This is a genomic window from Kitasatospora sp. NPDC002965 (assembly GCF_040611255.1).
GTDB lineage: Bacteria > Actinomycetota > Actinomycetes > Streptomycetales > Streptomycetaceae > Kitasatospora.
On record NZ_JBEXNT010000006.1, the window covers coordinates 11,074 to 30,992 of the forward strand.

Consider the following 19,919-nt stretch of genomic DNA (forward strand, 5'->3'; position numbering starts at 1 on the left):
GCTGCGGGCACCCGGTGGCGTCGGTCGGGCATGCCGGGCGCCACGGACGCGCCGGCGGGGCCGTCAGGCGCGGCCGGGGACGGCGGCCGGGGTCCGGTCGTGGCCGGACGCCTGCGGCGCGGCGGCCGGGACCTCACGGCGGAGCAGCGCGGCGTAGCGGCCGTCCGCCTCCAGGAGCTCGTCGTGGGTGCCCAGTTCGGCGATCCCGCCGCGGTCGAGGACGGCGATCTGGTCCGCGGCGCGGACGGTGGAGAGGCGGTGCGCGATGGTGATCGTGGTGCGGCCCGCCGCCAGGGTGTCGATGGCCTGCTGAACGGCACGCTCGGTGCTGTTGTCGAGGGCGCTGGTGGCCTCGTCGAGGATCAGCACGGGCGGGTTGCGCAGGATGGTGCGGGCCAGTGCGAGCCGCTGCTTCTCGCCGCCCGAGAAGCGGTATCCGCGTTCGCCGACCAGGGTGTCGAAGCCGTCGGGCAGGGCGGCGATGGTGTCGTGGATCTGTGCGGCCCGCGCGGCGGCGGCCAGTTCCTCGTCGGTGGCGTCCGGCTTGGCGAAGCGCAGGTTGTCGGCGACCGAGGCGTGGAAGAGGTAGGTCTCCTGGGAGACCACGCCGACCGCCCGGGACAGGGTGTCGAAGGAGAGCTCGCGGACGTCGACGCCGTCGATGGTGACCCGGCCGCCGGTGACGTCGTAGAGCCGGGGCACCAGGTAGCTGAGGGTGGTCTTGCCGGAGCCGGTCTCGCCGACCACGGCGAGCGAGCTGCCGGCCGGGACCTTCAGTTCGAGGCCGGCCAGCGTGGGCCGCTCCTGGTCCGGGTCGTAGCGGAAGTCGACGCCCTCGAAGCGGACCTCGCCGTGGATGGTCTCCAGGGTGACCGGGCGGTCGGGTTCGGCGATCTCCACCGGCAGGTCGAGGTACTCGAAGATGCGCTGGAACAGCGCGAGCGAGGTCTGCACCTGGACGCCGGTGGAGAGCAGGCTGACGGTCGGGCGGAACAGGCCCTGCTGGAGGGAGACGAAGGCGACCAGGGTGCCGACCGAGACGATCGGCGCGCCGCCGGCCGCCGCCAGTCCGGCCGCCCAGTAGATCAGTGCGGGCATGGCCGCCATCACGATCTGGATGGTGTTCATCCGCCAGCGGCCCGCCATCGAGGCGCGCACTTCGAGGTCGGCCAGCCGGTCGGACTGGGCGGTGAACTCGCGGGAGAGCGAGTCGGACCGGCCCATGGTGCGGCCGAGCAGGATCCCGCTGACCGAGAGCGACTCCTGCACCGCCGAACTCATCGCGGCCAGCTGCTTCTGCCGGTCACCGGTGATCTTCTTGCGCTCCTGGCCGACCCGGCGGCTGATCCACACGAACAGGGGCAGCAGGACCAGGGAGACCACGGTGAGCCGCCAGTCCAGCGCGGCCATGGCGACCACCGAGGCGATCACGGCGGTGAAGTTGGAGACCAGCGAGGTGGCGGTGGAGGTCACCGTGGACTGCATGCCGCCGATGTCGTTGGCGATCCTGGACTGGACCTCGCCGGTCCGGGTCCGGGTGAAGAAGGCGAGCGACATCCGCTGGAGGTGGCTGTAGACGTCGGTGCGCAGGTCGTGCATGACGCGCTGGCCGACGGTGGTGGAGATCAGCGTCTGCAGCACGTTGAAGATGCTGTTGACGACCGCGGCGGCGACCATGCCGAGGGCGAGCAGGGTGAGCAGTCCGGTGCGGCCCTGCGGGATGGCGGTGTCCAGGACGGCGCGGAGCAGGAACGGCGTGGTCACCGAGACCACGGCGGAGGCCGCCACGAGCAGGCCGACGGTGGTGAGGCGGCCGGAGTACGGGCGGAACAGGCCGAGGATGCGCCGCCACTGGGTCGGCGGGCGGGGTTCGCCCTCGGCGAGGGCGGGCGGGGTCCACTGGGTGCGTTCGGGGCGCACGGGCGCTCCTCCCCGGGTCGGCCGCCGCGCGGGCGCCGCGCACGGGGCGCGCGCCGACGGCGGGTGGGCGGTCGGTCGCCCGCCAGCATAGCGAGTGAGACTCATAGTTAGCAAAGCTAATAGTGAGACGGCCTCTGCTCCGCCCGGCGCACGTGCGCCCCGACCGCTCCGCCCCCGCCGCCGGTCAGGTGGTGCGATAGGTGCGCGCCGCCTTGGAGGAGACCCCGCCGAGCCTGCCGGACGGCAACACCCGGGCGATCGCGACGGCCAGCTTGTACCGCTTGCTCGGCACCGAGAGCGACCGCCCCCGCGCCAGGTCGCGCATGGCCTCGTCGACGACCCGCTCGGCGGAGAGCCAGCCCCAGGCCGGGATGTTCCCCGTCCCCATGCCGGCCCGCTCGTGGAACTCGGTGCGGGTGAAGCCCGGGCAGAGCGCCATCAGCCGCACGCCGGTGCCCCCGAGGTCGCGCATCACCCCCTGGGTGAAGCTCACCACCCACGCCTTGCTCGCCCCGTAGGTGCCGCGCGGGAGGAAGGCCGCCACCGAGGCGACGTTGACGACCGCGCCGCGACCGCGCTCGCGCATCCCGGGCAGGGTGGCCGTGGTCAGCCGCAGGATCGCCTCGACGTGCACCTTCAGCATGTCCAGCTCGTCCTGGAGCGGCACGGTCGAGAACGCGCCGCGGTTGCCGAAGCCTGCGTTGTTCACCAGGAGGTCCACCGGCCAGACCCGGTCGGCGAGCCTGGCCTCGACGGCCGCGATGCCGTCGTCGGTGGCGAGGTCGGCGGTGAGCACCTCCGTCTCGACGCCGAACCTCCCCCTCAGGTCCGCGGCGGAACGTTCCAGCCGCTCGGTGTCCCGGGCCACCAGGACGAGTCGGTAGCCGCTCCGGGCGAGCCGACGGGCGAACGCGGCTCCGATGCCGGCGGTCGCGCCGGTGATCAAGGCAGTGGTGGTCATGGACCCGACCGTACCTACTCGCGGGTACCCGGCGGTACCACGGCAGGCCGCGCGGGCACCCCCTCCCCCGGAAACGGTCACGGAGCGTACTGCGGTGGCGGCCGATGGTTCGCACTCGTATCGTCTTTCGAGGGGGGCGCCGCCGGACCAGGCGGTGAAGATCCGATGAGGAGGCACATCTGATGCTTGCTCAGCACCTGACCGGAAGGGCCCCGGCGCCGCTCGCGACCCGGGCCGAACTCGACGCACTCGGTGCGCTGATGGTGGAGGACGAGGCCGTCGTGAGCGACGCGCCCACGTACCGTCCCGAAGCCGCCGCGCTGCTGCTGGTGGGACTCGCACTCCTGCTGTCGCCGAAGCAGCCCAAGGAGAAGACCCGGTAGCCGGAACCACCCGGCCCCCCGGGCCACCCGCGGAGTCTCCCGACCCTACGGCTCACCGGCCCGACCGGAGCCGCGAACCGACGGGCAGGGGCCGCAGGCCATGAGCCCGGGCCCGGCGGAACCTCCGACACGCGGACGCGCCACCGACACGGGGACGCACCGCCGTCACGCGGGCCCGCCGCAGCCCTGAGACACCGCGACACCCCTCAAGGAGAATCACGCACCATGCCAACCGCCGATCTCTCGCTACGCGACGAGTACGCCGCAGCGGTCGAGCGGCTGGCGGGCCGCACCCTCGACGCCCTCCGGGGCGTCGAGGGTGCGGTCGCGCTCGCCGATCCCGGTACCGGCACCGCGCCGCGTCCGGTCCTCGCCGCCGCCCGGGTGCTCGGGCCGGACCTGCTCGCCCCACGGCTGCTCGGTGCGGCCGGCCCCGACGACGAGGCCGTCCTGCTCCTGGCCGAGGCCCTCCTCGCCTTCCCGCCCGCCGCACTCCCCGCGGGCGCCGCGTCGGCGCCCCTCTCCCCCGGCCTTCCGTCCGGCACCGCCGCCTCCCCCCGGCACGGTCCCGACGGACACGGTCCCGACGGCGGACCGGACGGGCTCGGCCCCGACGCCACGGCGGTCGTCACCGCCTGGCGGGACTGGGCGGCCGGAGCCCTGCTCACCCGGGCCTTGGCGTCCACCGCCGACCTCGCCCGCCTCGCCGCCCCCGGCGTGAACCTGGCCGCGCCGCAGCCGGACCGCGTCCCGCGGCTGGAACCCCACGCCTGGCAGGCCTGGTCGGTCCGGATGGCCCAGCTCTCGTCGCTCGCCCTCCCGGACCTCGACGGCCCCGTCCACGACGCGGCCCGCGCGAACACCCTCGCCCTCGCCCGCGGGGCCGTCCGCTCGATGCTCCGGCGCGACCACCGGGTCGCCGCGCGACTGGCCCGCTGGCTCGCCTGGGCCGCCGCCGACGGCCGGCCGGTGCCGCTGGAGATCGCCCCCGTCCTGGAACGGATCCAGGTCGTCGGCGACGGCAGCGCCCGCACCGCGCTCGAACTCTCCATCGCGGACGCCCTGCTGAGCGGAGCCACCCCATGACCGACCACCGGATCCTCTCCACCGCGCAGCAGATCGGCTCGCGCGCGATGGCCTGGCTGCATGCCTCCCACGAGATCGGGTTCGGCAAGCTCTCCGACAACATCACCATCGACCTCGCCGACCCCAACAACGCCTACAAGCCGCTCGGTGAGTGTGCGCTGGCCGCCTCGCTCGTCCTGCGCGACGGCGTCACCGGCCCGCACGACGCACGGATCGCGCGCGAGCTGCTCGACTTCGGCTGGGCCCAGCTCCGGGAAGGGAACCTGCTGTACGAACGGCAGTTGCGCCACCTGGTGATGACCGACCCGCTGGAGACGTACGTCCACTTCGCCAGGTCCGGCTACCGGCACCCCCCGATGGACGAGCTGCTGGAGTCGCTCGCCAAGCTCCGCGCCGTCCAGGTCGCCGAGATCCTGCCCAGCCGGCGGCTCGCGGTCGCCAACGCGCGCCGGGTCGTGGGCCTGCGCAACCAGCCCGACGACTGGGCCGCGCTCGCCGCCGGGACCTGGCTCGGCGCCACCCCCGAACCGTGGGCCGTCGACTGGATGACCGGGTACGACATCACCCACACCGTCTTCCACATCACCGACTGGGGCGCCCGGCCCGAGAACCTGCCCGAACCGATGCGCGACTACGTCCGCGCCTGGCTGCCCGCCTGGGTCGACATCTGGCTGGAGGTCGGCCAGTGGGACCTCGTCGGGGAACTGCTCGTGGTCGACTCCTGCATCGGCGAACCGGTCACCGGGGCGCAGGGCTGGGAGGCGCTCGCCGCCGTCCAGCGCGAGGACGGCCTGATCCCGCGCGACAACTCCGAACCGGTCTCGGACGACCCCGAACAGGCCTTCCGCGACCACGAGCACACCGCCGTCGTCGCGGTGGTGGCCGGTACCGTCACGCTGTCGCGCGCGCTCGGCGGCGCCGCGGTCGCGGCCTGAACGCGATGCCCGGCCCGGACGCGATGCCCGGCCCGGACGCGGTGGCAGGCCCGGACCCGGCCTCCCGGCGGGCGGCAGGCCGTCCGGGCCCGTCCGCCGGCACCGGCGCGGTGGACGGCCGCGGTGGTGTCACGGACGCCCGGGGCCGCGAGGCGGCGGACGGCGAGGACGGCTCCGACGGTCCGGGCGCCGCGCAGGCCGCCGCGCTCGTCCGGGCCGCCGCGCCGCACGCCACCGCCGTCACCCTGGCCGTGACGCGCGGGGACCGGACCGCCGTGCACTGCCACGGCCGGACCGCCGTCGACGGGGAACCCTGCACACCCGACACCGTCTTCGAACTCGGCTCCGTCACCAAGACGTTCACCGCCCTGCTGCTCGCCGTGATGGCCGAGCGCGGTGAACTCGCCCTGGACGACCCGATGGAGCGGCACCTCCCGCCGAACTGGCGGGCGCCCGAGGTCCGTCGGGGCGGCCCGATCAGGTTGTTGCACCTCGCCACCCACACCTCCGGCCTGCCCAGGCTTCCGCCCGGACTGCTCGCGACCGCCCTCCCCGACTGGACCGCCAACCCGTACGCCGGCTACGACGAACGGCTGCTGCGCGCCGGTCTGGCCCGAACCACCGTGCGCCACCGACCCGGTGAGCGGTACGGCTACTCCAACTTCGGCGTCGGGCTGCTCGGCCGGCTGCTCGCCGAGACCGGCCGCACCGGCTACGCCGAGTTGCTCGCCGACCGCGTCTCCCTCCCCCTCGGCCTGCGCGCCACCACCTGCTCCCCCGACGCCCCGCACCGCGCCACCGGCCACCGGCGCGGCCACCCGCTGCCGCCCTGGCGCATCCCCGGCCTGCCGGGCGCCGGAGCCGTCCGCGCCAGCGGCACCGACCTGCTGCACTTCCTCCGCGCCCACCTCGCCCCGGACACCGACACGTTGGGGCGCGCCCTGCGCGAGGTCCGGCGCCCGCGGCTGCGCCTGCCGCGCTCGGCCGACCGGCTCGGGCTGGTCTGGAACTGCCGGACGACCGCGGACGGGCGCGACCTCCTGTTCCACTCCGGCGCCACCCGCGGATTCACCGCACTGGTCGGCTTCTGCCCCCAGACCGCGACGGCGGTCGCCGCCCTCACCAACACCGGTCCGTCGCTCGACGGGCGCTTCGTGCAGGCGGCCTACGACAGCCTGAAGCAGCTCGCGGAGCCGACGGGTTGACCGAGGCCGCGGACGCTGCGTGCCCGCCGTCCGGGCCGGACGGCGGGCACGGCGGTCACTGCTGCTCGGACCGGGCCGCCGTGTCGGCCTCGCCACCGGCCCCGACGGGGCGCAGACGGGAGGCGGCGGTGGCCGCGAGCTGCGGGGCGAGGCGCGCGACGTCACGGGAACCGACCGCGGCGATCAGGGCCGGCAGCATCCAGCGGACCGGCTGCATGCCGCGGAGCCACGCCTGGGCGTAGACGTGCGCGGAACGCCGGGCGATGCCGGCGACCAGGCGGTCCACGGCCGGGTCGAGCGGGTAGGTCTTGTTGGCCGGCCACGGCAGGCGGTCCCGCATCTGCCGCAGGACGGCGTCCTCGTCGGCGCCGCGCACCATGTCCGTGTCGGTCCAGCTCAGGTAGCCGACACCGACCTTGACGCCCTGGTGGGCGACCTCGGCACGGATCGCGTGGGCGAACGCCTCGACCCCGGACTTGCTGGCGCAGTACGCGCTCATCAGCGGCGCCGGAGTGAGCGCGGCCAGCGAGGCGATCTGCAGCAGGTAGCCGCGGCTCTCGGTGAGGGCGGGGAGGAAGGCCCGGGCGGTGGCCACGCTGCCGAGCAGGTTCACCTCGATGACCCGGCTGAACGCCCGGTGGTCGCTGTCCAGCAGCGGGCCCCCGATGGCGATGCCGGCGTTGGCCACGACCGTGTCGATCCGGCCGTAGTGCTCCTTGATCCGGTCGGCGACCTCGGTGAGCGCGTCGACGTCGGTGACGTCGGCCTCCCAGGCGGTGGCGGACGGGCCGCACTGCGCGGCGACCGCCTTGAGTTCGGCCGGCTCCAGGCCGACCAGCGCGACCCTCGCCCCGCGCCGGGCGAGCGTGCGGGCGAGGGCGGCGCCCACACCCCGGGCGGCTCCGGTGACGACGGCGACCTGGGCGGAGAGCGGCGGGGTGGCGGTCATGCGGCGGCGGTCCTCTCGGGGGTGGCGGTACCGGTGACGGACGGGGAGCCGGCGGGCGCAGCGGGCGCAGCGGGCACGGCGGGCACGGCGGGCACGGCGGGCAGGCCGGTTGCCCGCCCGGCGGCGGCGCCGGGCAGATGGGCGACGGCGAGCCGGTCGATCTCGTCGGCCACCTCGGCCGGCCGCTCGATCGGCGCCATGTGACCGACGCCGGGCAGCAGGAGCAGCCCCTGCGGGTCGGCGAGCGCGGCGACGATCCGGTGCGCGTGCACCGGCGGGGTGAGGCGGTCGTCGGTGCCGACCACGACCGCCGTCGGCACGGTGAGCCGGGCCAGTCCGGCACGGACGTCCAGCCGGTCCAGCACCAGGGCCCAGTTGGCCCGGACCGCGGTCGGGCACGCGTGCACGATCCGGGCCGTCACCTCGACCCGGTCGGCGGGCGAACCGGCGCCCATGGTGCCGTACTTGAGGCCGGCCCGGGTGACCGGACCGATCGGCCCGAGCGGCAGCCGGGAGCGCAGGATCCGGCGGTGCAGGAAGCGCCGCAGCCCCGGCGGGCGCACCGCGTCCGGAACGACGCGCAGATCGGCGACCAGGTCGGACGAGCCGGTCGAGATCAGTACGGCGGCGGCCGTCCGCTCGGCGACCTCGGACCGGCCGGCGGCGGCCATCACGGTCATGCCGCCCATGCTGTGGCCGGCCAGGACGGCACGCTCCCCCGCCGGGACGGTCCGGTCGAGCACGGCGGAGAGGTCCTCGGCGAGCGCGCGGGTGGAGTAGCGGACCCTGCTGGGCGGGACCTCGCTGCGGCCGTGGCCGCGCTGGTCGTAGGCGACGACCCGGTACCGGTCCGCGAGCCGGTGGATCACCGGGGCCCAGAAGCGGGTCGAGCAGGTCCAGCCGTGGGCCAGCACGACGGTGGGCGCACCGGGCTGTCCGTACACCTCGACGTGCAGCCGGGTGCCGTCGGCCGAGCGCACGTCCACCTCCTCCGTCGGGGCGGGCGGCACGCAGTCGGCGGGAATCGTCGGGCGGCTCATACCAGGACCTCCTCGGCCTCGGTGGTGGTCGTGCCGCCGGCGGTGTCGCGGCGGCGGATCAGCTCGTACTCGGCGAGGTCGACCCGGCGGGTCGCGCGGCGGAAGGAGCTGGTGGAGGCGGGCCAGAGCACCGTGTTCCTGCCGCTCTTGTCCAGGTACCAGCTGCGGCAGCCGCCGGTGGTCCACACGGTGCGGTCCATCCGGTGCTGGAGTTCGAGGTTCCAGCGGCGCTGGGCCCGGGCGGTCGGCTGCATGGCGGCGGCACCGGTCGAGCGGAGCGTGGTCAACGCGTCGATCAGGTAGTTGAGCTGGGACTCGATCATCAGGATCATCGAGCTGTTGCCGAGGCCGGTGTTGGGGCCGATGACGAAGAAGAGGTTCGGGAAGCCGTGGACGGTGGAGCCGCGCAGCGCCTCCGCCCCGTCCTTCCACTCGTCGGCCAGGCTGGTGCCTGCGGCGCCGAACACCCGGGCCGCCACGGGGATGTCGGTGACGTGGAAGCCGGTGCCGAAGACGATGGCGTCCACCTCGTGCTCGCTGCCGTCCGCCGCGACCAGGGTCGATCCGCGCACCTCGCCGAGTCCGGAGGAGACCACCTCGGTGTTGGCCGCGGCGAGCGCCGGGTAGTAGGTGTTGCTGAGCAGGATGCGCTTGCAGCCGATCCGGTAGTCGGGGGTGAGCCTGGCGCGCAGGGCGGGGTCGGCGACGCCGTCGGCGAGGTGCCGCTCGGCGAGCCGCTGGACCACCTTGAGCAGGCCGGGCCGCCGGACGAAGGCGTCGACCTGGACCTCGCGGAGGGCGAAGAGGACGCCGCGGCGGAGCTTCGCGGTGGCCGGCAGCCGGCCGTGCAGCCACTTCTCCAGCCGGGTGATCTCGCGGTCGCGGCGCGGCAGGACCCAGGCCGGGGTGCGCTGGAAAACCGTCAGGCTGCCGACCTGCGGCTGGATCGCGGGGATGATCTGTGCGGCGGAGGCACCGGTGCCGACCATGGCGACGCGCTGCCCGGCGAGCCGGTAGTCGTGGTCCCAGCGGGAGGAGTGGAAGACCTTGCCGGGGAAGGTGTCCAGGCCGGGCAGGTCCGGGATCTGCGGGTCGGCGAGCGGTCCGGCGGCGGCGACGACGGCGTCGGCGGTCCACCGGCCGGCCGTGGTGACGATCCGCCAGTGGGTCCGCTCGTCGTCCCAGCGGGCTTCGGTGACCTCGGTGCCGAACCGCAGGTGCGGGCGGAGACCGAAGACGTCGGTGACCTTCTCCAGGTACGCGCGGATGTCCGGCTGGCCGGAGAAGCTGCGCGGCCATTCGGCGTTGGGGGCGAAGGAGAAGGAGTAGAGGTGGGACGGGACGTCGCAGGCGCAGCCGGGGTAGCTGTTGTCGCGCCACGTCCCGCCGACCGAGTCGGCGCGCTCCAGGATGACGAAGTCGGTGATGCCGGCACGGCGCAGCCGGACGCCGGCGCCGAGGCCCCCGAAGCCCGAGCCGATGACGGCGACGCGGACGTGGGGGACGGGGGACTCCTCGACAGGGCCGGCCCCGTCGGTCCCGGCGGTCCCGGCGGTCACACCTGCCTCGTCGGTCGCGCCGGTCGCACCGGGGCGGGGGCGCTTGCTGCTGGATGCCATGCGGCGTCCTCCTGGGAGTGGGGCCGTGAGGGTACGTGCTGCCACTGCTCGGCGGGGCGCCGGGTCGCGTCGGTCGTTCCACGCGGACCTCGGGCGCCGATCGAGCCAACCATGCCAGCAATCACTGGCACGATTGGCAGGGTAGCCCTTGCTGACAGTTGATGGAAGAAGCGCGACCGTCCCGGTTCGGCGACCGCCCGTCCTATGCTGATCGCCGTGGACAAGGTCAGCGCAGCCGCCGAGGACAGACAACGCGAGTTCCGGGTGGAGGAACTCGCCAAGGCCGCCGGCATCACCACCCGCACCCTGCGCTTCTACCGGGAGCGGAAGCTCCTCCAGCCGCCGCGCCGGGAGGGCCGGATCGCCTGGTACGGGGAGACCCACCTGGCCCGCCTGCGCATGATCGCCGAGCTGCTGGAGCGCGGCCACACCCTGGGTGGCATCGCCGAACTGATCGGCGCCGGGGAGAGCGGCCGCGACGTGGCCGAGCTGATCGGCCTGGAGGCGGCCATCGTCGCCCCCTGGTCGGACGAGGCGCCGGTGCACCTCGGCTGGGACGAACTGGGGGCGGCCTTCGGGGACCAGCTCACCGAGGAGAACACCGCCGAGGCCGTCGCCCAGGGATTCGTCACCGTCCGGGAGGACGGGATCACCCACGTCAGCCGGCGGCTGATGGACGCCACGACGGCCCTGGTCGCGGAGGGCGTACCGCTCTCCGTCGTCCTGGAGTCCAGCCGGCGGACCCAGGAGCACGTGACCGCGATAGCCGAGATCTTCACCTCGCTGGTCCGCGAGCACTTCCTGGGCGCACTCACCGACGAAGCGCCACTGCCTCCGGGCGAGGCCGCCCGGCTGACCGAACAGATCCTCCGGATCCGCCCGCTGGCCCGGACGGTCACCGACGCCCAGTTCGCGCTCGCGATGGACCGGCGGGTGCACGCCGAGTACGAGGGGCTGCTGCGGCAGCGGCTGGAGAAGCAGGAGGACGACTGACGGCCGGCGGGTTCCGCGCGCCGGCGTCCGACCGCGGCCCGAGCGCCGTCCGAGCGCCGTCCGCCCTCGATCCTCCCGCAGCGCGCCCGTCGTGCGCCCTCCGTCACCGGACGTGACCCTCCGGAGGCGTAGCGAACCGCTTCCCCGGGCAGGGATGGGGCGCCTCGCCGCCTGCCGGAACGGAGTCGCCCGATGCCCGATGCCGCCGCCGCTCGCCCCCTCCCCCGCCGCTCCCTGTTCGCCCTCGCCTCCGGACTCGCCCTCGCGGCCTGTGGATCCGGCGGGTCCGGCGGGTCCGGCGGGGGCAGCGGGGGCGGAACCGGCCCGTCGCCCGGACCGGCCGGGTCGAGCGCCTCCGGCCCGTCGGACGGCGCTCCCCGGGTCGTCCGGCACGCGCGCGGCGAGAGCACCGTCCCGGCCCGTGCCGCCCGCGTCGTCGTGCTGGACACCGACGCCCTCGACTCGGTCGTCACCCTCGGCCTCACCCCGGTCGGCGCCACCACCGTGGCCGCCGGCGCGCCGCTCTCCGCCTACCTGCCCGCGGACCGGCTGGCCGGCGTCAGGACCGTCGGCACCATCGGCGCGCCCAACCTGGAGGCGATCGTCGCCCTGCGGCCCGACCTCATCCTCAGCAACCAGGTCCGCGACGACAAGCGCTACGACGAGCTGTCCAAGATCGCACCGACCGTGCTGAGCGCGACCACCGGCCCCGCGTGGAAGGAGAACGCCCGGCTGCACGCCGAGGCACTCGGCAGGCAGGCGGAGGCCTCCGCCGTGGAGGAGAGCTACCGGACGAAGGTGCGCGAGCTGGTCACCGCGCTCGGCGGCCCGACGAAGGCAGCCGCGCTCAAAGTCGCGATGGCACGCTTCCTGGCCGGCGCCCCCACCCGGCTCTACCTCAACGACACCTTCGTCGGCTCCCTGTTCAAGGACATCGGCGTCGGCCGCCCCGCCGGCCAGGACAAGCCCGGCTTCTCGATCGAGATCAGCCCCGAACAGGTCGACAAGGCGGCGGCCGACGTCATCTTCTACTCCGTCTACGGGGACCAGGCCAAGTCCGACCACGGGAAGATCGTCTCGGGTTCGCTCTGGAGCGGCCTCGACGCGGTGCGCAACGGGAAGGTCTACCAGGTCGACGACAACCTGTGGATGCTCGGCATCGGCTACACCGGCGCGGGCCTGGTCCTCGACCAGATCCGCCGGAGCCTGACGGCCTGACGAGGCGTTCCGTCCTGCTGCGGCCCCGGGGCCCGCCCCGGGCGTGGGACCAGGGCAGCGACGGGTGACGAACGGCTGCGGAAACCACGGTGTCCGCGCAGCCTTACGGGCCTACCATCCGATCATGATCGAAGGTAAGGCCGTAAGGCTGCGCGCCCTGCGCGCGGAGGACGCGGAGCACCAGCTCCGGTGGCGCAACGACCCGGAGGTGGTGCGCTGGGCGGCGGCCGGGGACCCGCTGTTCGGGCCGACCACCGCCGAGGCGCTGGCGGACCGCTTCGGCCGGATCCTGCGGCTGAACCCGCGCGAGGCCGCCATGTTCACCGTCGAGGAGACGGCCGGTGGCCGTGCCATCGGCCTGGTCGACTACCGGGGCCTCGACCCGTACGAGGGGGTCGCCGAGGTCGGGATCGCCATCGGTGAACAGGAGTTCTGGGGACGCGGGTACGGCTCGGAGGCGCTGGGGCTGCTGGTGGACCACCTGTTCGGTGCCTACCCGCTGCACCGGATGGAGCTGGACACCTGGAGCGGCAACGAGCGCGCGGCCCGGTCGTTCACCCGCCTCGGCTTCCGCGAGGAGGGACGCCGCCGCAGTGCGGTGCTGCTGGGCGGCGAGCGGTACGACCGGCTGCTGTTCGGCATGCTCCGGGCCGAGTGGGAGGAACGGCGCCGTCAGGGCGCCTCCGGCGAGCGGGGTTCGAGGAGCGCCACCGTGAGGTAGGACTCCCCGGACCCCGTCCGCGGGGGCGCCCAGGACGGGTTGGCGAAGGTGTGCAGCCGCCCCTCGGTGAGGGCGAACCGGGGCAGGCTCACACCGAACTCGACGGCGAGCGCGGCGAGGACCTCGCACTCGCCCTGCCGCCCGTGCCGGTCCGGACCGAAGTGCCCGTCCGGGTCGAGCGCCGCCGGGACCGCCTCCCGCCCGGTGCGGTCGACGGCCGTCCCCCGGGCGGTGAACCCGTAACGCTCCTCCCCGCCCCCGGCCACCGACAGGTGGAAGAACCGCTCCTGCGGCGCGACGAAGACCGCGACCACGCGCCCCCCGGTCCGGCCCGAGACGGCTGCGGCCGGGGAGGTGAAGCGATCCACGTCGAACCGGGACGGTCGCAGGTCGAAGGCGAAGCTCCAGGGAGTGGCGGCGTCACCCGCGCGGCCGACCACGGCGGGCTCCGACCCGTCCAACGCCACGAACCCGCCGCCCGCCGGTCGACGGACGGCGGGATCCCGGCGACTCGTCGGCGGATCGAGCCGAGCGGCCTCGTCCGCGGCGACGACGACGGGCAGCGCGTCCGGCGCGACGCCCTCGACCAGCACGAAGCGGTAGGGCTCGGGACGCCCGCCCGACGTCGGCTCCGCCGCCAGCCAGGCGAGCCCGTCGGCCTCCTCCGGCAGGTCCGCCCCGTCCGGCCCGTCCGCTGCCGCGACCGGCGTCGGCCGGGGCACGGCTGCGCCGCCCCTCGGTATGCCCAGGAGCTCGTGACCGCGCTCCGGGGTGAGCAGCGGTCCGAGCAGCGGGTCGGCGAGCAGCCCGACGGGCGCGAGGTGGTCCGGCGCGACCGGCGTCCACTGCGGCAGTGCCGCGCGCAGCGTCCGCCAGGCGGCCTCCGTCCCGCCCCAGCGGGCCTGTTCCCGCGCTCGCTCGACGGCCTCGCCGAACGGACCGGGCGCGGTGTAGCGGAAGGTGCGCTCCCGGACCTGCCGGAGCACCGCGTCGGCTTCGCCCCGCAGGCCCTCGGCGAGGATCCCGGTCAGGCGCCCCCAGGACGCGTCGTCGCGGCCCGACCGCACATGGTCGGCCGCGAGGACCGCCACCACCTCACCGAGGAGCCGGGAATCGTGCGGCAGCGCGCCGAACGCCCCGTGGCCCGACGGTCCCCGGAGACGGCGCAGCTGGCCGTACAGCCCGACGGCGCGCGGCCGACCGAACTCGGCGGCCTCGGCCAGCGCCGCCTCCGCCCGTTCGGACGCCCCGGCCAGCGCGTCCAGCCGGGCCGCCTCGACCCGGGCGTCCTGCTCACGGGTGGTGGCGTTGCGGAACGCCTCACCGTGGTCGCTCGTCGCGGACCGGTGGAACTCCCGGTACATCGCCTCCATGAACGCGCGGAACGAGCCGAACCGCTCCGGCGGGGCCGCCCGCCACGAGGCGAAGGAGTACGCCGCCCACTCCCCGTCGGCGTCCCGGTCCTCCGGATCGAGCAGGACGAGCACCAGGTCGGACTCGACGTCCAGTTGGAGGGCACGCTCCCACATCCCCGCCAGCCCGTCCTCCCCCCAGTACTCGCTGATCCCGTGGCCGTCCAGGTGCCAGCGCGCCTCGTCGGTGCCGGCGAGGCGGTAGACGAAGCCCCCCGCGTGCCGCCACCCGTCGCTGACGGCGAGGAACTCCCGGTACGACGGCGGCAGCGCGCAGCCCAGCTCCTCCTCCATCGCCGCGATGCGCTCCTCCGGCGCCGGGTCGAAGCCCAGCCGGTGCGGGCGGCCGGCGCCCTCCCCGCCGGACTGACGGCTCGTCAGGCCGGTGTGCACGTCGGCCCACTCCTCGCTCCAACGGGTGAGGAAGAGCCGCCAGTCGAAGGTCTGCTCGGTCATGGCCGCGATCCTTGCACGCAGCACCGACAGATCCCTTGGACGCCGGGAACGGTCCCGTCCGGCAGCCCTCCACCCCCGCCCGTCCGCGCCCGTCCCCGCCGACGGCTTCCCCGGGAACCTGGCGGCCGCCCGTCAGAACGACTCGGCCGGCAGGGCGACGGCCGGCACGTGCGGGATCCCGAGGACGACCGCGGTGAGCGGGCCGAGGACCGAGGACCGAGGACCGACACGATCATCCACCCGTTCGAACTCACCCTGCGCCGCCGGGCCATGTGGACGCACCAGCCCGCCCCCGCACCACCGAGGGCGAGGAGGAAGCCCGAGAGCACGCCGAAGCCGACGGACGCACCCGTCGACTCCTCGAACGCCTCGCCGTCGGCAACCCCCAGCTGCGCCGTGCACGCCCCATGCCGTCTCCCCCGTCTCCCCCGTCGCCCCGACCGCATCGACGCCCCGGCGCTCCGGCACCGGCCCGGGCACGCCCCATCGGGGGCGGCCGACCGGCGCGCCGACAACGACGGCCCCGACCGGTACCGCCCCGCACAACGGGTCCGGTTCGCCGTCGACCGCTGCGGATCGGCGGCCCTCAGCAGCAGCGACCGGCCGCTCCGCGCAGGACCGGCCGGAGGCTCCCGCACCGTCACCGCACCAGGAGTTCTTCCTTCGGTCACCGCCTCGTACGGGTCGGGCCGGCGTCCACGACCCCGCCACCGGCCGGTCGGGGCCGAGGCCGTCGCGCTCCGGCGGGGGCCCCACGACCGGCTCCGACCACGGCCCTCGACACACCCCCGCACCGTGGACCGCCCCGCCTCCGGCGGTCAGACTGCCACCATGGCCGATCTCCACATCCTCACCCCCGCCGACCCTGCCGACTGGCCGGTCTGGCGGGACGCCCGGCTCGCAGCGCTGGCCGACGCCCCGCACGCCTTCCGGGTGCGGTCCGCCGACTGGCACCACGGTGGAGAGGCACGGTGGCGGGCCCGGTTCGACCGGCCGGACGCCGTGCACGTCGTGGCCGTGCGGGACGACGGCCGGCCCGTCGGGCTGGCCTGCGGACTGCCCGGGCCGGACGGCGGAGACCACGGAGCGGGCACGGGCGGAGACGGAACGGACGAACGCGTCGGCGAGCTGCGGTCGGTCTGGGTCGGACCCGCGGCGCGGGGACAGGGGGTCGGAGACCGCCTGATCGCGGCGGTCGAGGAGTGGGCCCGGCGCGCGGGGTCCACGTCCCTGCGCCTCGCCGTGATTCCGGGCAACGAGGCCGCCGTCGCGCTGTACCGGCGCCACGGGTTCGCCCCCACCGGCGCGCCCGGCGGGCTGCTCCCCGACGGCGTCACCCGGGAGCTCGTGATGGCCAAACGGCTCCGGACCGCGTAGCACAACCCCCGTGCCGCGCCTGCGGATCGCCATGTGCGCCGGAGGCGGGAGCCGCGTAGAGTCCGCGACCATGGCTGAGACGACAATTCCGATCCTGCCCTGCCAGACCCTCCCGCCCGTGCTGGAGTTCTACACCGCCCTCGGCTTCGAGGTGACCTTCCAACAGAAGAGCCCCAACCCCTATGCCGTCGTCGTACGCGGCGGCCTCCAGCTGCACTTCTTCGGCATGAAGCGGTACGACCCGGCCGCCTCCCACAGCACCTGCCTGGTCTGCACCGACGACGTGGACGAGCTGCACGACGCCTTCCGGGCGGGCCTCAAGTCCGCCTACGGCCGGGTACCGATCCGGGGCCTGCCGCGGATCGGCCCGGTCGGCGACACGTCGCACGGTGTCCGGCAGTTCCTGATGACCGACCCGGGCGGCAACTGCCTGCGGATCGTGCAGCCGATCGGTGACGACCAGAGCCACCGCCCCTCCCCCGAAGAGCCGTTCGCCAGGGCGCTGTACCACGCGGCCCTGCTCGCCGACTCCAAGGAGGACCTGACCGCGGCCGCACGGATCCTGGACCGGGCCCTGGAGAAGGAGGACGAACAGCCCCCGCCCGCCACGCTGTTCCGCCTCCTCGTGCTGCGCACCGACCTGGCCCACCGCACGGCGGACACCGCGGCCGCCGCCGGCCTCACCGCCCGGGCCCGGGCCGTTGCCGCCGAACTCACCGACGAAGAGAAGGAGTTGCTCGACGACGACTTCAGGCGCCTCGAACAGCTCGCTCCCTGAGGTTCCGCGGAACCGGTCAGAGCGAGCGCTTCAGCAGGGCGAGCAGTGCCGCCCAGTGCCGGGCGTCGGCCTCGGGCCGGTAGGAGGCGGTGTCGGACTGGGTGAAACCGTGCGGCGCGCCCTCGTAGACCTCGCAGGTGTGGCGGACACCGGCATCGGTGAGCGCCTTCGCCAGCAGGTCGATCTGCTCCACTGGCAGTGACTCGTCCTGGTCGGCGTGGCCGAAGTACAGCTCGGCGCGGACCAGTCCGGCGAGCAGGTGCGGGCTGTCCGGCTCCGCCGTGGCGAGCAGGCCCCCGTGGAAGCCGGCCGCCGCCGCCACCCGCTCGGGGCGGGCGGCGGCGGTCTGCAGCGCGAGCTTCGCGCCCAGGCAGTAGCCCGTGATGCCGACCGGCCCGTCCGTCGCCGCCGGCGAGTCGGCGAGCCACCGCAGGTAGGCGTCGGCGTCTCGGGCGAAGAGTTCCGCGGTCAGCGAGTCCATCATCGGGCCGAGGCGCTCGAAGAGCGTCGGGTCGGTCCGGGTGCTGATCAGCTCGGGCGGCTCGGGCAGTCGGACGAGCGGCGCGCGCCCGAGCCGGTAGAACACGTTGGGCACCAGCACGGTGTACCCCTCGGCGGCGAGCCGGTCCGCCATCGCCTCCAGGACGGGCCGCAGCCCGAACGCGTTCATGTACAGCAGGACGCCCGGGTGGGCCTGCCCGTCGTCGGGGTGCGAGAGGTAGGCGTCGGCGACGCCGTCGGCGGTCGGGACGTCAACGGAGCTGCTGCGCACGGCGATCGTCGTCACGTTCGGTTCTCCTCGGCTCTCGGCGGTCCGGCCCGCAGAGTATCGGGGACGCGGGACGATTCGTCCACGCAATTGCCGACCTGTCGCCGACCCGTCACCGGACACCGGCGTCGGGCCGCAGGTGCCCGCCCGCGCACGCAGCGGGACTCCGGCCCCGCGGTCACGAGCAGGCGGGTCAGGACGCCCAGCCGCGGGTGCAGAGGACGAGGCGGTATCCGTCGGGATCGGTGACGGTGACCCCGAACTCGTCCCAGTAGGGGTTGTGGGCGGGGACGACGGTGCCGCCGTGGGACCGGAGGCGGTCGAGGAGGGCGGGCTCCACCGGCGCACCGAGGTAGACGACGAACAGGTCGTCGACGGTGGGGGTCGGCTCCACCGGGTGGTCGGGGTCACGGGTGAGCTCGAAGTGCCAGCTGCCACCGGACGGCCCGACCATCAGGAGGTCGTGCTCACCGGCAACCCGCTCGGTGCTGCGCCACAGGACGGCGAGGCCGAGGCCCTCGACGTAGAAGCGCTCGGCGGCGGCGAGGTCCCCGGACGGGCGGGCGACGCGGACGTGGGTGGTGGAGTCGATCATGTGCGGGAGCGTACCCGCCGCGCCGCAGGGCTCGTCAGAGTCTGCGCAGCCGTTCCTCGTCGGAGGTGCGGGGGCAGGTGAGGCAGGCGTTGCCGGGCTCGATCGCGTAGTAGAGGCAGCAGCCGAGACGGGTGCGGGTGTGATGGGCCCGACCGTCGGCGCCCCGCAGGAGACGGAAGTCGGCGGCGCCGGGGAGCGGTTCGGTCCGGCCGGGCAGGACGGCCCCGGCCGCCGCCACCGCGGTGGCCTCGCCCGGGCCGATGCCCACGGGGGCGACGACCGCAGGAACGACGACCACAGGAACGAGGTCCGCGGGGGCGGCCGCAGAGCCCGCCTCGGAGGCGGGGTGCCCGGACAGCGAGTGCCCGGAAGCGGCGGGATCCGAAGCGACGACCCCGGTCGGGGGCTCCGCGTCGAGCATGCGCCCGAGGTACCAGATCGCCGAGGCGAGGTCGTCGGTGACCATGCCCCACAGGGCCCTGGTGCCGCGCCGGGTGGGAACGGCGAAGGCGGCGAGCAGCGGTTCGACGTGGCCGACGACGGCGGCCCGCAGTTCCGCGCGGAGCTCGTCCTCTCCCTCAAGGGTCACGTGGGCGCGCGGCCGGAGGACCAGGTCTCCGGTGGGAGCGTGCAGCCAGAGGTCCGTGCCGCCGATCGACGGCACCCGGCGGGCCAGCTGCCAGGGCCCGGCGATCAGCACGCAGACCGACCAGAGGTAGTGGTGCAGCAGCCGGGAGGCGGCCACGTGCGGACGCGGGGCCGTGGCGCCGCGCTCGGCGGCGAGCGGGGCGATCCGGGCGGCCTCACCGTCGAGCGCGTCGGCGAGGGCGGCCGGATCGGTCGCCAGCTCGGCGGCCGAGTACCAGCCCTGGGCGCGGGCCGGGGTGGGTTCGCCGGCTGCGAGCAGCCGGACCCGGAGCGCAGGGCAGAGGTTCAACAGCCTTTGGTAGTCGGCGTCCAGCGGGTTCCGGGCGCAGGCGATGGCGGCAGGCGCGGATGTCCCCGAGAAGATCATCGGCACTCCCGAGATCGCTTTAGGTGAGGCTAACCTTATAGGCACTCAGCAGCACGTTCACGCCACCCCGGGCCGAGGTGCGCGGTATGGACCGACCTGGTCAGGATTTGACGCGATTAGGCTTACCTAACCTAATATCTCGCCCCGTGCCCACCACCGATCCGCAGGCGTCCGCACGCGAGGCTCCGGCGGCGCCGCGCCCCCTGCCGGCCCGGCTTCCGCTGCCGCCGGCCGCCGGGCTCGGCACGCTCCTGCCGGGCGTCGCACCCGGCGTCGCACCCGGCTCACGGACTGCTCCTCCCACCACGGCGCTCGCGCTCGTGACGAGACCTCAGCACAGCATTCGGGCCGGCATCATGACGGTGGTTCGCAATCCTCGGGCGCCCCTCGACCCGGCGACCGGTACCGCGCCCGTACCGCCGCGCGGAAACCCGGCGGGGAGCCCGGGGCGGCGAAGGCCCCGGCCGGACCCGAGACCCGCGCCGCC

At 74.9% G+C, this 19,919-nt stretch carries 18 protein-coding genes; 9 read left to right on the top strand and 9 right to left on the bottom strand.

Annotation, left to right across the window (positions count from 1 at the left end; translation table 11 throughout):
- Positions 1-63: 63 nt before the first annotated feature.
- Together ABZY91_RS04300 and ABZY91_RS04305 are read right to left on the bottom strand one after the other, a co-directional pair.
- On the bottom strand, positions 64-1,920 hold the full coding sequence (locus ABZY91_RS04300) for an ABC transporter ATP-binding protein (RefSeq protein ID WP_329880558.1): 1,857 nt from the start codon (positions 1,918-1,920) through the stop codon (positions 64-66).
- Between the two features lie 184 nt (positions 1,921-2,104).
- The gene (locus ABZY91_RS04305; protein WP_355399617.1) at positions 2,105-2,881 is read right to left on the bottom strand and encodes an SDR family oxidoreductase; all 777 of its coding nucleotides are present in this window, start codon (positions 2,879-2,881) and stop codon (positions 2,105-2,107) included.
- A 182-nt stretch (positions 2,882-3,063) separates the two neighbouring features.
- Here ABZY91_RS04305 and ABZY91_RS04310 point away from each other — a divergent pair, with 182 nt between their 5' ends.
- The 4 genes from ABZY91_RS04310 (at position 3,064) to ABZY91_RS04325 (ending at position 6,490) form a co-directional block, all read left to right on the top strand.
- Positions 3,064-3,264, top strand: a complete 201-nt coding sequence (locus ABZY91_RS04310) for a hypothetical protein (protein ID WP_329880560.1) — start codon at positions 3,064-3,066, stop codon at positions 3,262-3,264.
- 225 nt (positions 3,265-3,489) lie between these two features.
- Positions 3,490-4,350 carry a hypothetical protein gene (locus tag ABZY91_RS04315; protein ID WP_355399619.1) on the top strand — a complete coding sequence of 287 codons (861 nt, stop codon included), beginning with the start codon at positions 3,490-3,492 and terminating at the stop codon, positions 4,348-4,350.
- Positions 4,347-5,285, top strand: a complete 939-nt coding sequence (locus tag ABZY91_RS04320; RefSeq protein ID WP_329880562.1) for a hypothetical protein — start codon at positions 4,347-4,349, stop codon at positions 5,283-5,285. Before ABZY91_RS04315 ends, ABZY91_RS04320 begins: the two co-directional genes overlap by 4 nt.
- A gap of 5 nt (positions 5,286-5,290) precedes the next feature.
- Positions 5,291-6,490: a serine hydrolase gene (locus ABZY91_RS04325; RefSeq protein ID WP_355399621.1), complete on the top strand. Its 1,200-nt coding sequence runs from the start codon at positions 5,291-5,293 to the stop codon at positions 6,488-6,490.
- Between the two features lie 55 nt (positions 6,491-6,545).
- On the opposite strand, the gene ABZY91_RS04330 is transcribed toward ABZY91_RS04325, so the two are convergent.
- Genes ABZY91_RS04330 through ABZY91_RS04340 form a run of 3 tightly spaced genes read right to left on the bottom strand, consistent with a single transcriptional unit; the run spans position 6,546 to position 10,098 of the window.
- Positions 6,546-7,439 (bottom strand): SDR family oxidoreductase, encoded by an 894-nt coding sequence (locus ABZY91_RS04330; protein WP_355399623.1) that lies wholly within the window; start codon positions 7,437-7,439, stop codon positions 6,546-6,548.
- On the bottom strand, positions 7,436-8,479 hold the full coding sequence (locus ABZY91_RS04335) for an alpha/beta hydrolase (protein ID WP_355399625.1): 1,044 nt from the start codon (positions 8,477-8,479) through the stop codon (positions 7,436-7,438). The genes ABZY91_RS04330 and ABZY91_RS04335 overlap by 4 nt, the downstream gene beginning before the upstream one ends.
- Complete coding sequence (locus tag ABZY91_RS04340; protein WP_355399627.1) at positions 8,476-10,098, bottom strand: NAD(P)/FAD-dependent oxidoreductase; 1,623 nt, start codon at positions 10,096-10,098, stop codon at positions 8,476-8,478. Before ABZY91_RS04340 ends, ABZY91_RS04335 begins: the two co-directional genes overlap by 4 nt.
- Before the next feature lie 216 nt (positions 10,099-10,314).
- On the opposite strand from ABZY91_RS04340, the gene ABZY91_RS04345 reads away from it, so the two are divergent.
- The 3 genes from ABZY91_RS04345 (at position 10,315) to ABZY91_RS04355 (ending at position 13,030) form a co-directional block, all read left to right on the top strand.
- Positions 10,315-11,091 carry a MerR family transcriptional regulator gene (locus ABZY91_RS04345; protein ID WP_329880567.1) on the top strand — a complete coding sequence of 259 codons (777 nt, stop codon included), beginning with the start codon at positions 10,315-10,317 and terminating at the stop codon, positions 11,089-11,091.
- Between the two features lie 192 nt (positions 11,092-11,283).
- The gene (locus tag ABZY91_RS04350; RefSeq protein WP_355399628.1) at positions 11,284-12,309 is read left to right on the top strand and encodes an iron-siderophore ABC transporter substrate-binding protein; all 1,026 of its coding nucleotides are present in this window, start codon (positions 11,284-11,286) and stop codon (positions 12,307-12,309) included.
- A 124-nt stretch (positions 12,310-12,433) separates the two neighbouring features.
- On the top strand, positions 12,434-13,030 hold the full coding sequence (locus ABZY91_RS04355; protein ID WP_355399630.1) for a GNAT family protein: 597 nt from the start codon (positions 12,434-12,436) through the stop codon (positions 13,028-13,030).
- On the opposite strand, the gene ABZY91_RS04360 is transcribed toward ABZY91_RS04355, so the two are convergent.
- Positions 12,982-14,898, bottom strand: a complete 1,917-nt coding sequence (locus ABZY91_RS04360; protein WP_355399632.1) for an SMI1/KNR4 family protein — start codon at positions 14,896-14,898, stop codon at positions 12,982-12,984. The two genes, ABZY91_RS04355 and ABZY91_RS04360, sit on opposite strands and share 49 nt — an antisense overlap.
- An 831-nt stretch (positions 14,899-15,729) precedes the next feature.
- Between ABZY91_RS04360 and ABZY91_RS04365 the strand changes: the two genes are divergently transcribed.
- Positions 15,730-16,275, top strand: coding sequence for a GNAT family N-acetyltransferase (locus ABZY91_RS04365; protein WP_355399634.1), 546 nt, complete (start codon positions 15,730-15,732; stop codon positions 16,273-16,275).
- Between the two features lie 70 nt (positions 16,276-16,345).
- Positions 16,346-17,053, top strand: coding sequence for a VOC family protein (locus tag ABZY91_RS04370; protein ID WP_355399636.1), 708 nt, complete (start codon positions 16,346-16,348; stop codon positions 17,051-17,053).
- A 16-nt stretch (positions 17,054-17,069) separates the two neighbouring features.
- On the opposite strand, the gene ABZY91_RS04375 is transcribed toward ABZY91_RS04370, so the two are convergent.
- The 3 genes from ABZY91_RS04375 to ABZY91_RS04385 all read right to left on the bottom strand — a co-directional run bounded on the left by ABZY91_RS04375 (position 17,070) and on the right by ABZY91_RS04385 (position 19,432).
- Positions 17,070-17,840, bottom strand: a complete 771-nt coding sequence (locus tag ABZY91_RS04375) for a dienelactone hydrolase family protein (RefSeq protein WP_355399638.1) — start codon at positions 17,838-17,840, stop codon at positions 17,070-17,072.
- A gap of 175 nt (positions 17,841-18,015) precedes the next feature.
- Entirely contained in the window at positions 18,016-18,417 is a 402-nt protein-coding gene (locus tag ABZY91_RS04380; protein ID WP_355399640.1) for a VOC family protein, read from the bottom strand.
- A 34-nt stretch (positions 18,418-18,451) separates the two neighbouring features.
- The gene (locus ABZY91_RS04385) at positions 18,452-19,432 is read right to left on the bottom strand and encodes a (2Fe-2S)-binding protein (RefSeq protein WP_355399642.1); all 981 of its coding nucleotides are present in this window, start codon (positions 19,430-19,432) and stop codon (positions 18,452-18,454) included.
- Positions 19,433-19,919 lie beyond the last annotated feature (487 nt).

Bases quoted from the DNA above. Each gene is read 5' to 3' on its own strand.
- ABZY91_RS04305 (WP_355399617.1), bottom strand. From the start codon at position 2,881: ATGACCACCACTGCCTTGATCACCGGCGCGACCGCCGGCATCGGAGCC.
- ABZY91_RS04365 (WP_355399634.1), top strand. From the start codon at position 15,730: ATGGCCGATCTCCACATCCTCACCCCCGCCGACCCTGCCGACTGGCCG.
- ABZY91_RS04360 (WP_355399632.1), bottom strand. From the start codon at position 14,898: ATGACCGAGCAGACCTTCGACTGGCGGCTCTTCCTCACCCGTTGGAGC.
- ABZY91_RS04350 (WP_355399628.1), top strand. From the start codon at position 11,284: ATGCCCGATGCCGCCGCCGCTCGCCCCCTCCCCCGCCGCTCCCTGTTC.
- ABZY91_RS04310 (WP_329880560.1), top strand. From the start codon at position 3,064: ATGCTTGCTCAGCACCTGACCGGAAGGGCCCCGGCGCCGCTCGCGACC.
- ABZY91_RS04380 (WP_355399640.1), bottom strand. From the start codon at position 18,417: ATGATCGACTCCACCACCCACGTCCGCGTCGCCCGCCCGTCCGGGGAC.
- ABZY91_RS04330 (WP_355399623.1), bottom strand. From the start codon at position 7,439: ATGACCGCCACCCCGCCGCTCTCCGCCCAGGTCGCCGTCGTCACCGGA.
- ABZY91_RS04335 (WP_355399625.1), bottom strand. From the start codon at position 8,479: ATGAGCCGCCCGACGATTCCCGCCGACTGCGTGCCGCCCGCCCCGACG.
- ABZY91_RS04325 (WP_355399621.1), top strand. From the start codon at position 5,291: ATGCCCGGCCCGGACGCGATGCCCGGCCCGGACGCGGTGGCAGGCCCG.
- ABZY91_RS04370 (WP_355399636.1), top strand. From the start codon at position 16,346: ATGGCTGAGACGACAATTCCGATCCTGCCCTGCCAGACCCTCCCGCCC.
- ABZY91_RS04385 (WP_355399642.1), bottom strand. From the start codon at position 19,432: ATGATCTTCTCGGGGACATCCGCGCCTGCCGCCATCGCCTGCGCCCGG.
- ABZY91_RS04340 (WP_355399627.1), bottom strand. From the start codon at position 10,098: ATGGCATCCAGCAGCAAGCGCCCCCGCCCCGGTGCGACCGGCGCGACC.
- ABZY91_RS04320 (WP_329880562.1), top strand. From the start codon at position 4,347: ATGACCGACCACCGGATCCTCTCCACCGCGCAGCAGATCGGCTCGCGC.
- ABZY91_RS04315 (WP_355399619.1), top strand. From the start codon at position 3,490: ATGCCAACCGCCGATCTCTCGCTACGCGACGAGTACGCCGCAGCGGTC.
- ABZY91_RS04355 (WP_355399630.1), top strand. From the start codon at position 12,434: ATGATCGAAGGTAAGGCCGTAAGGCTGCGCGCCCTGCGCGCGGAGGAC.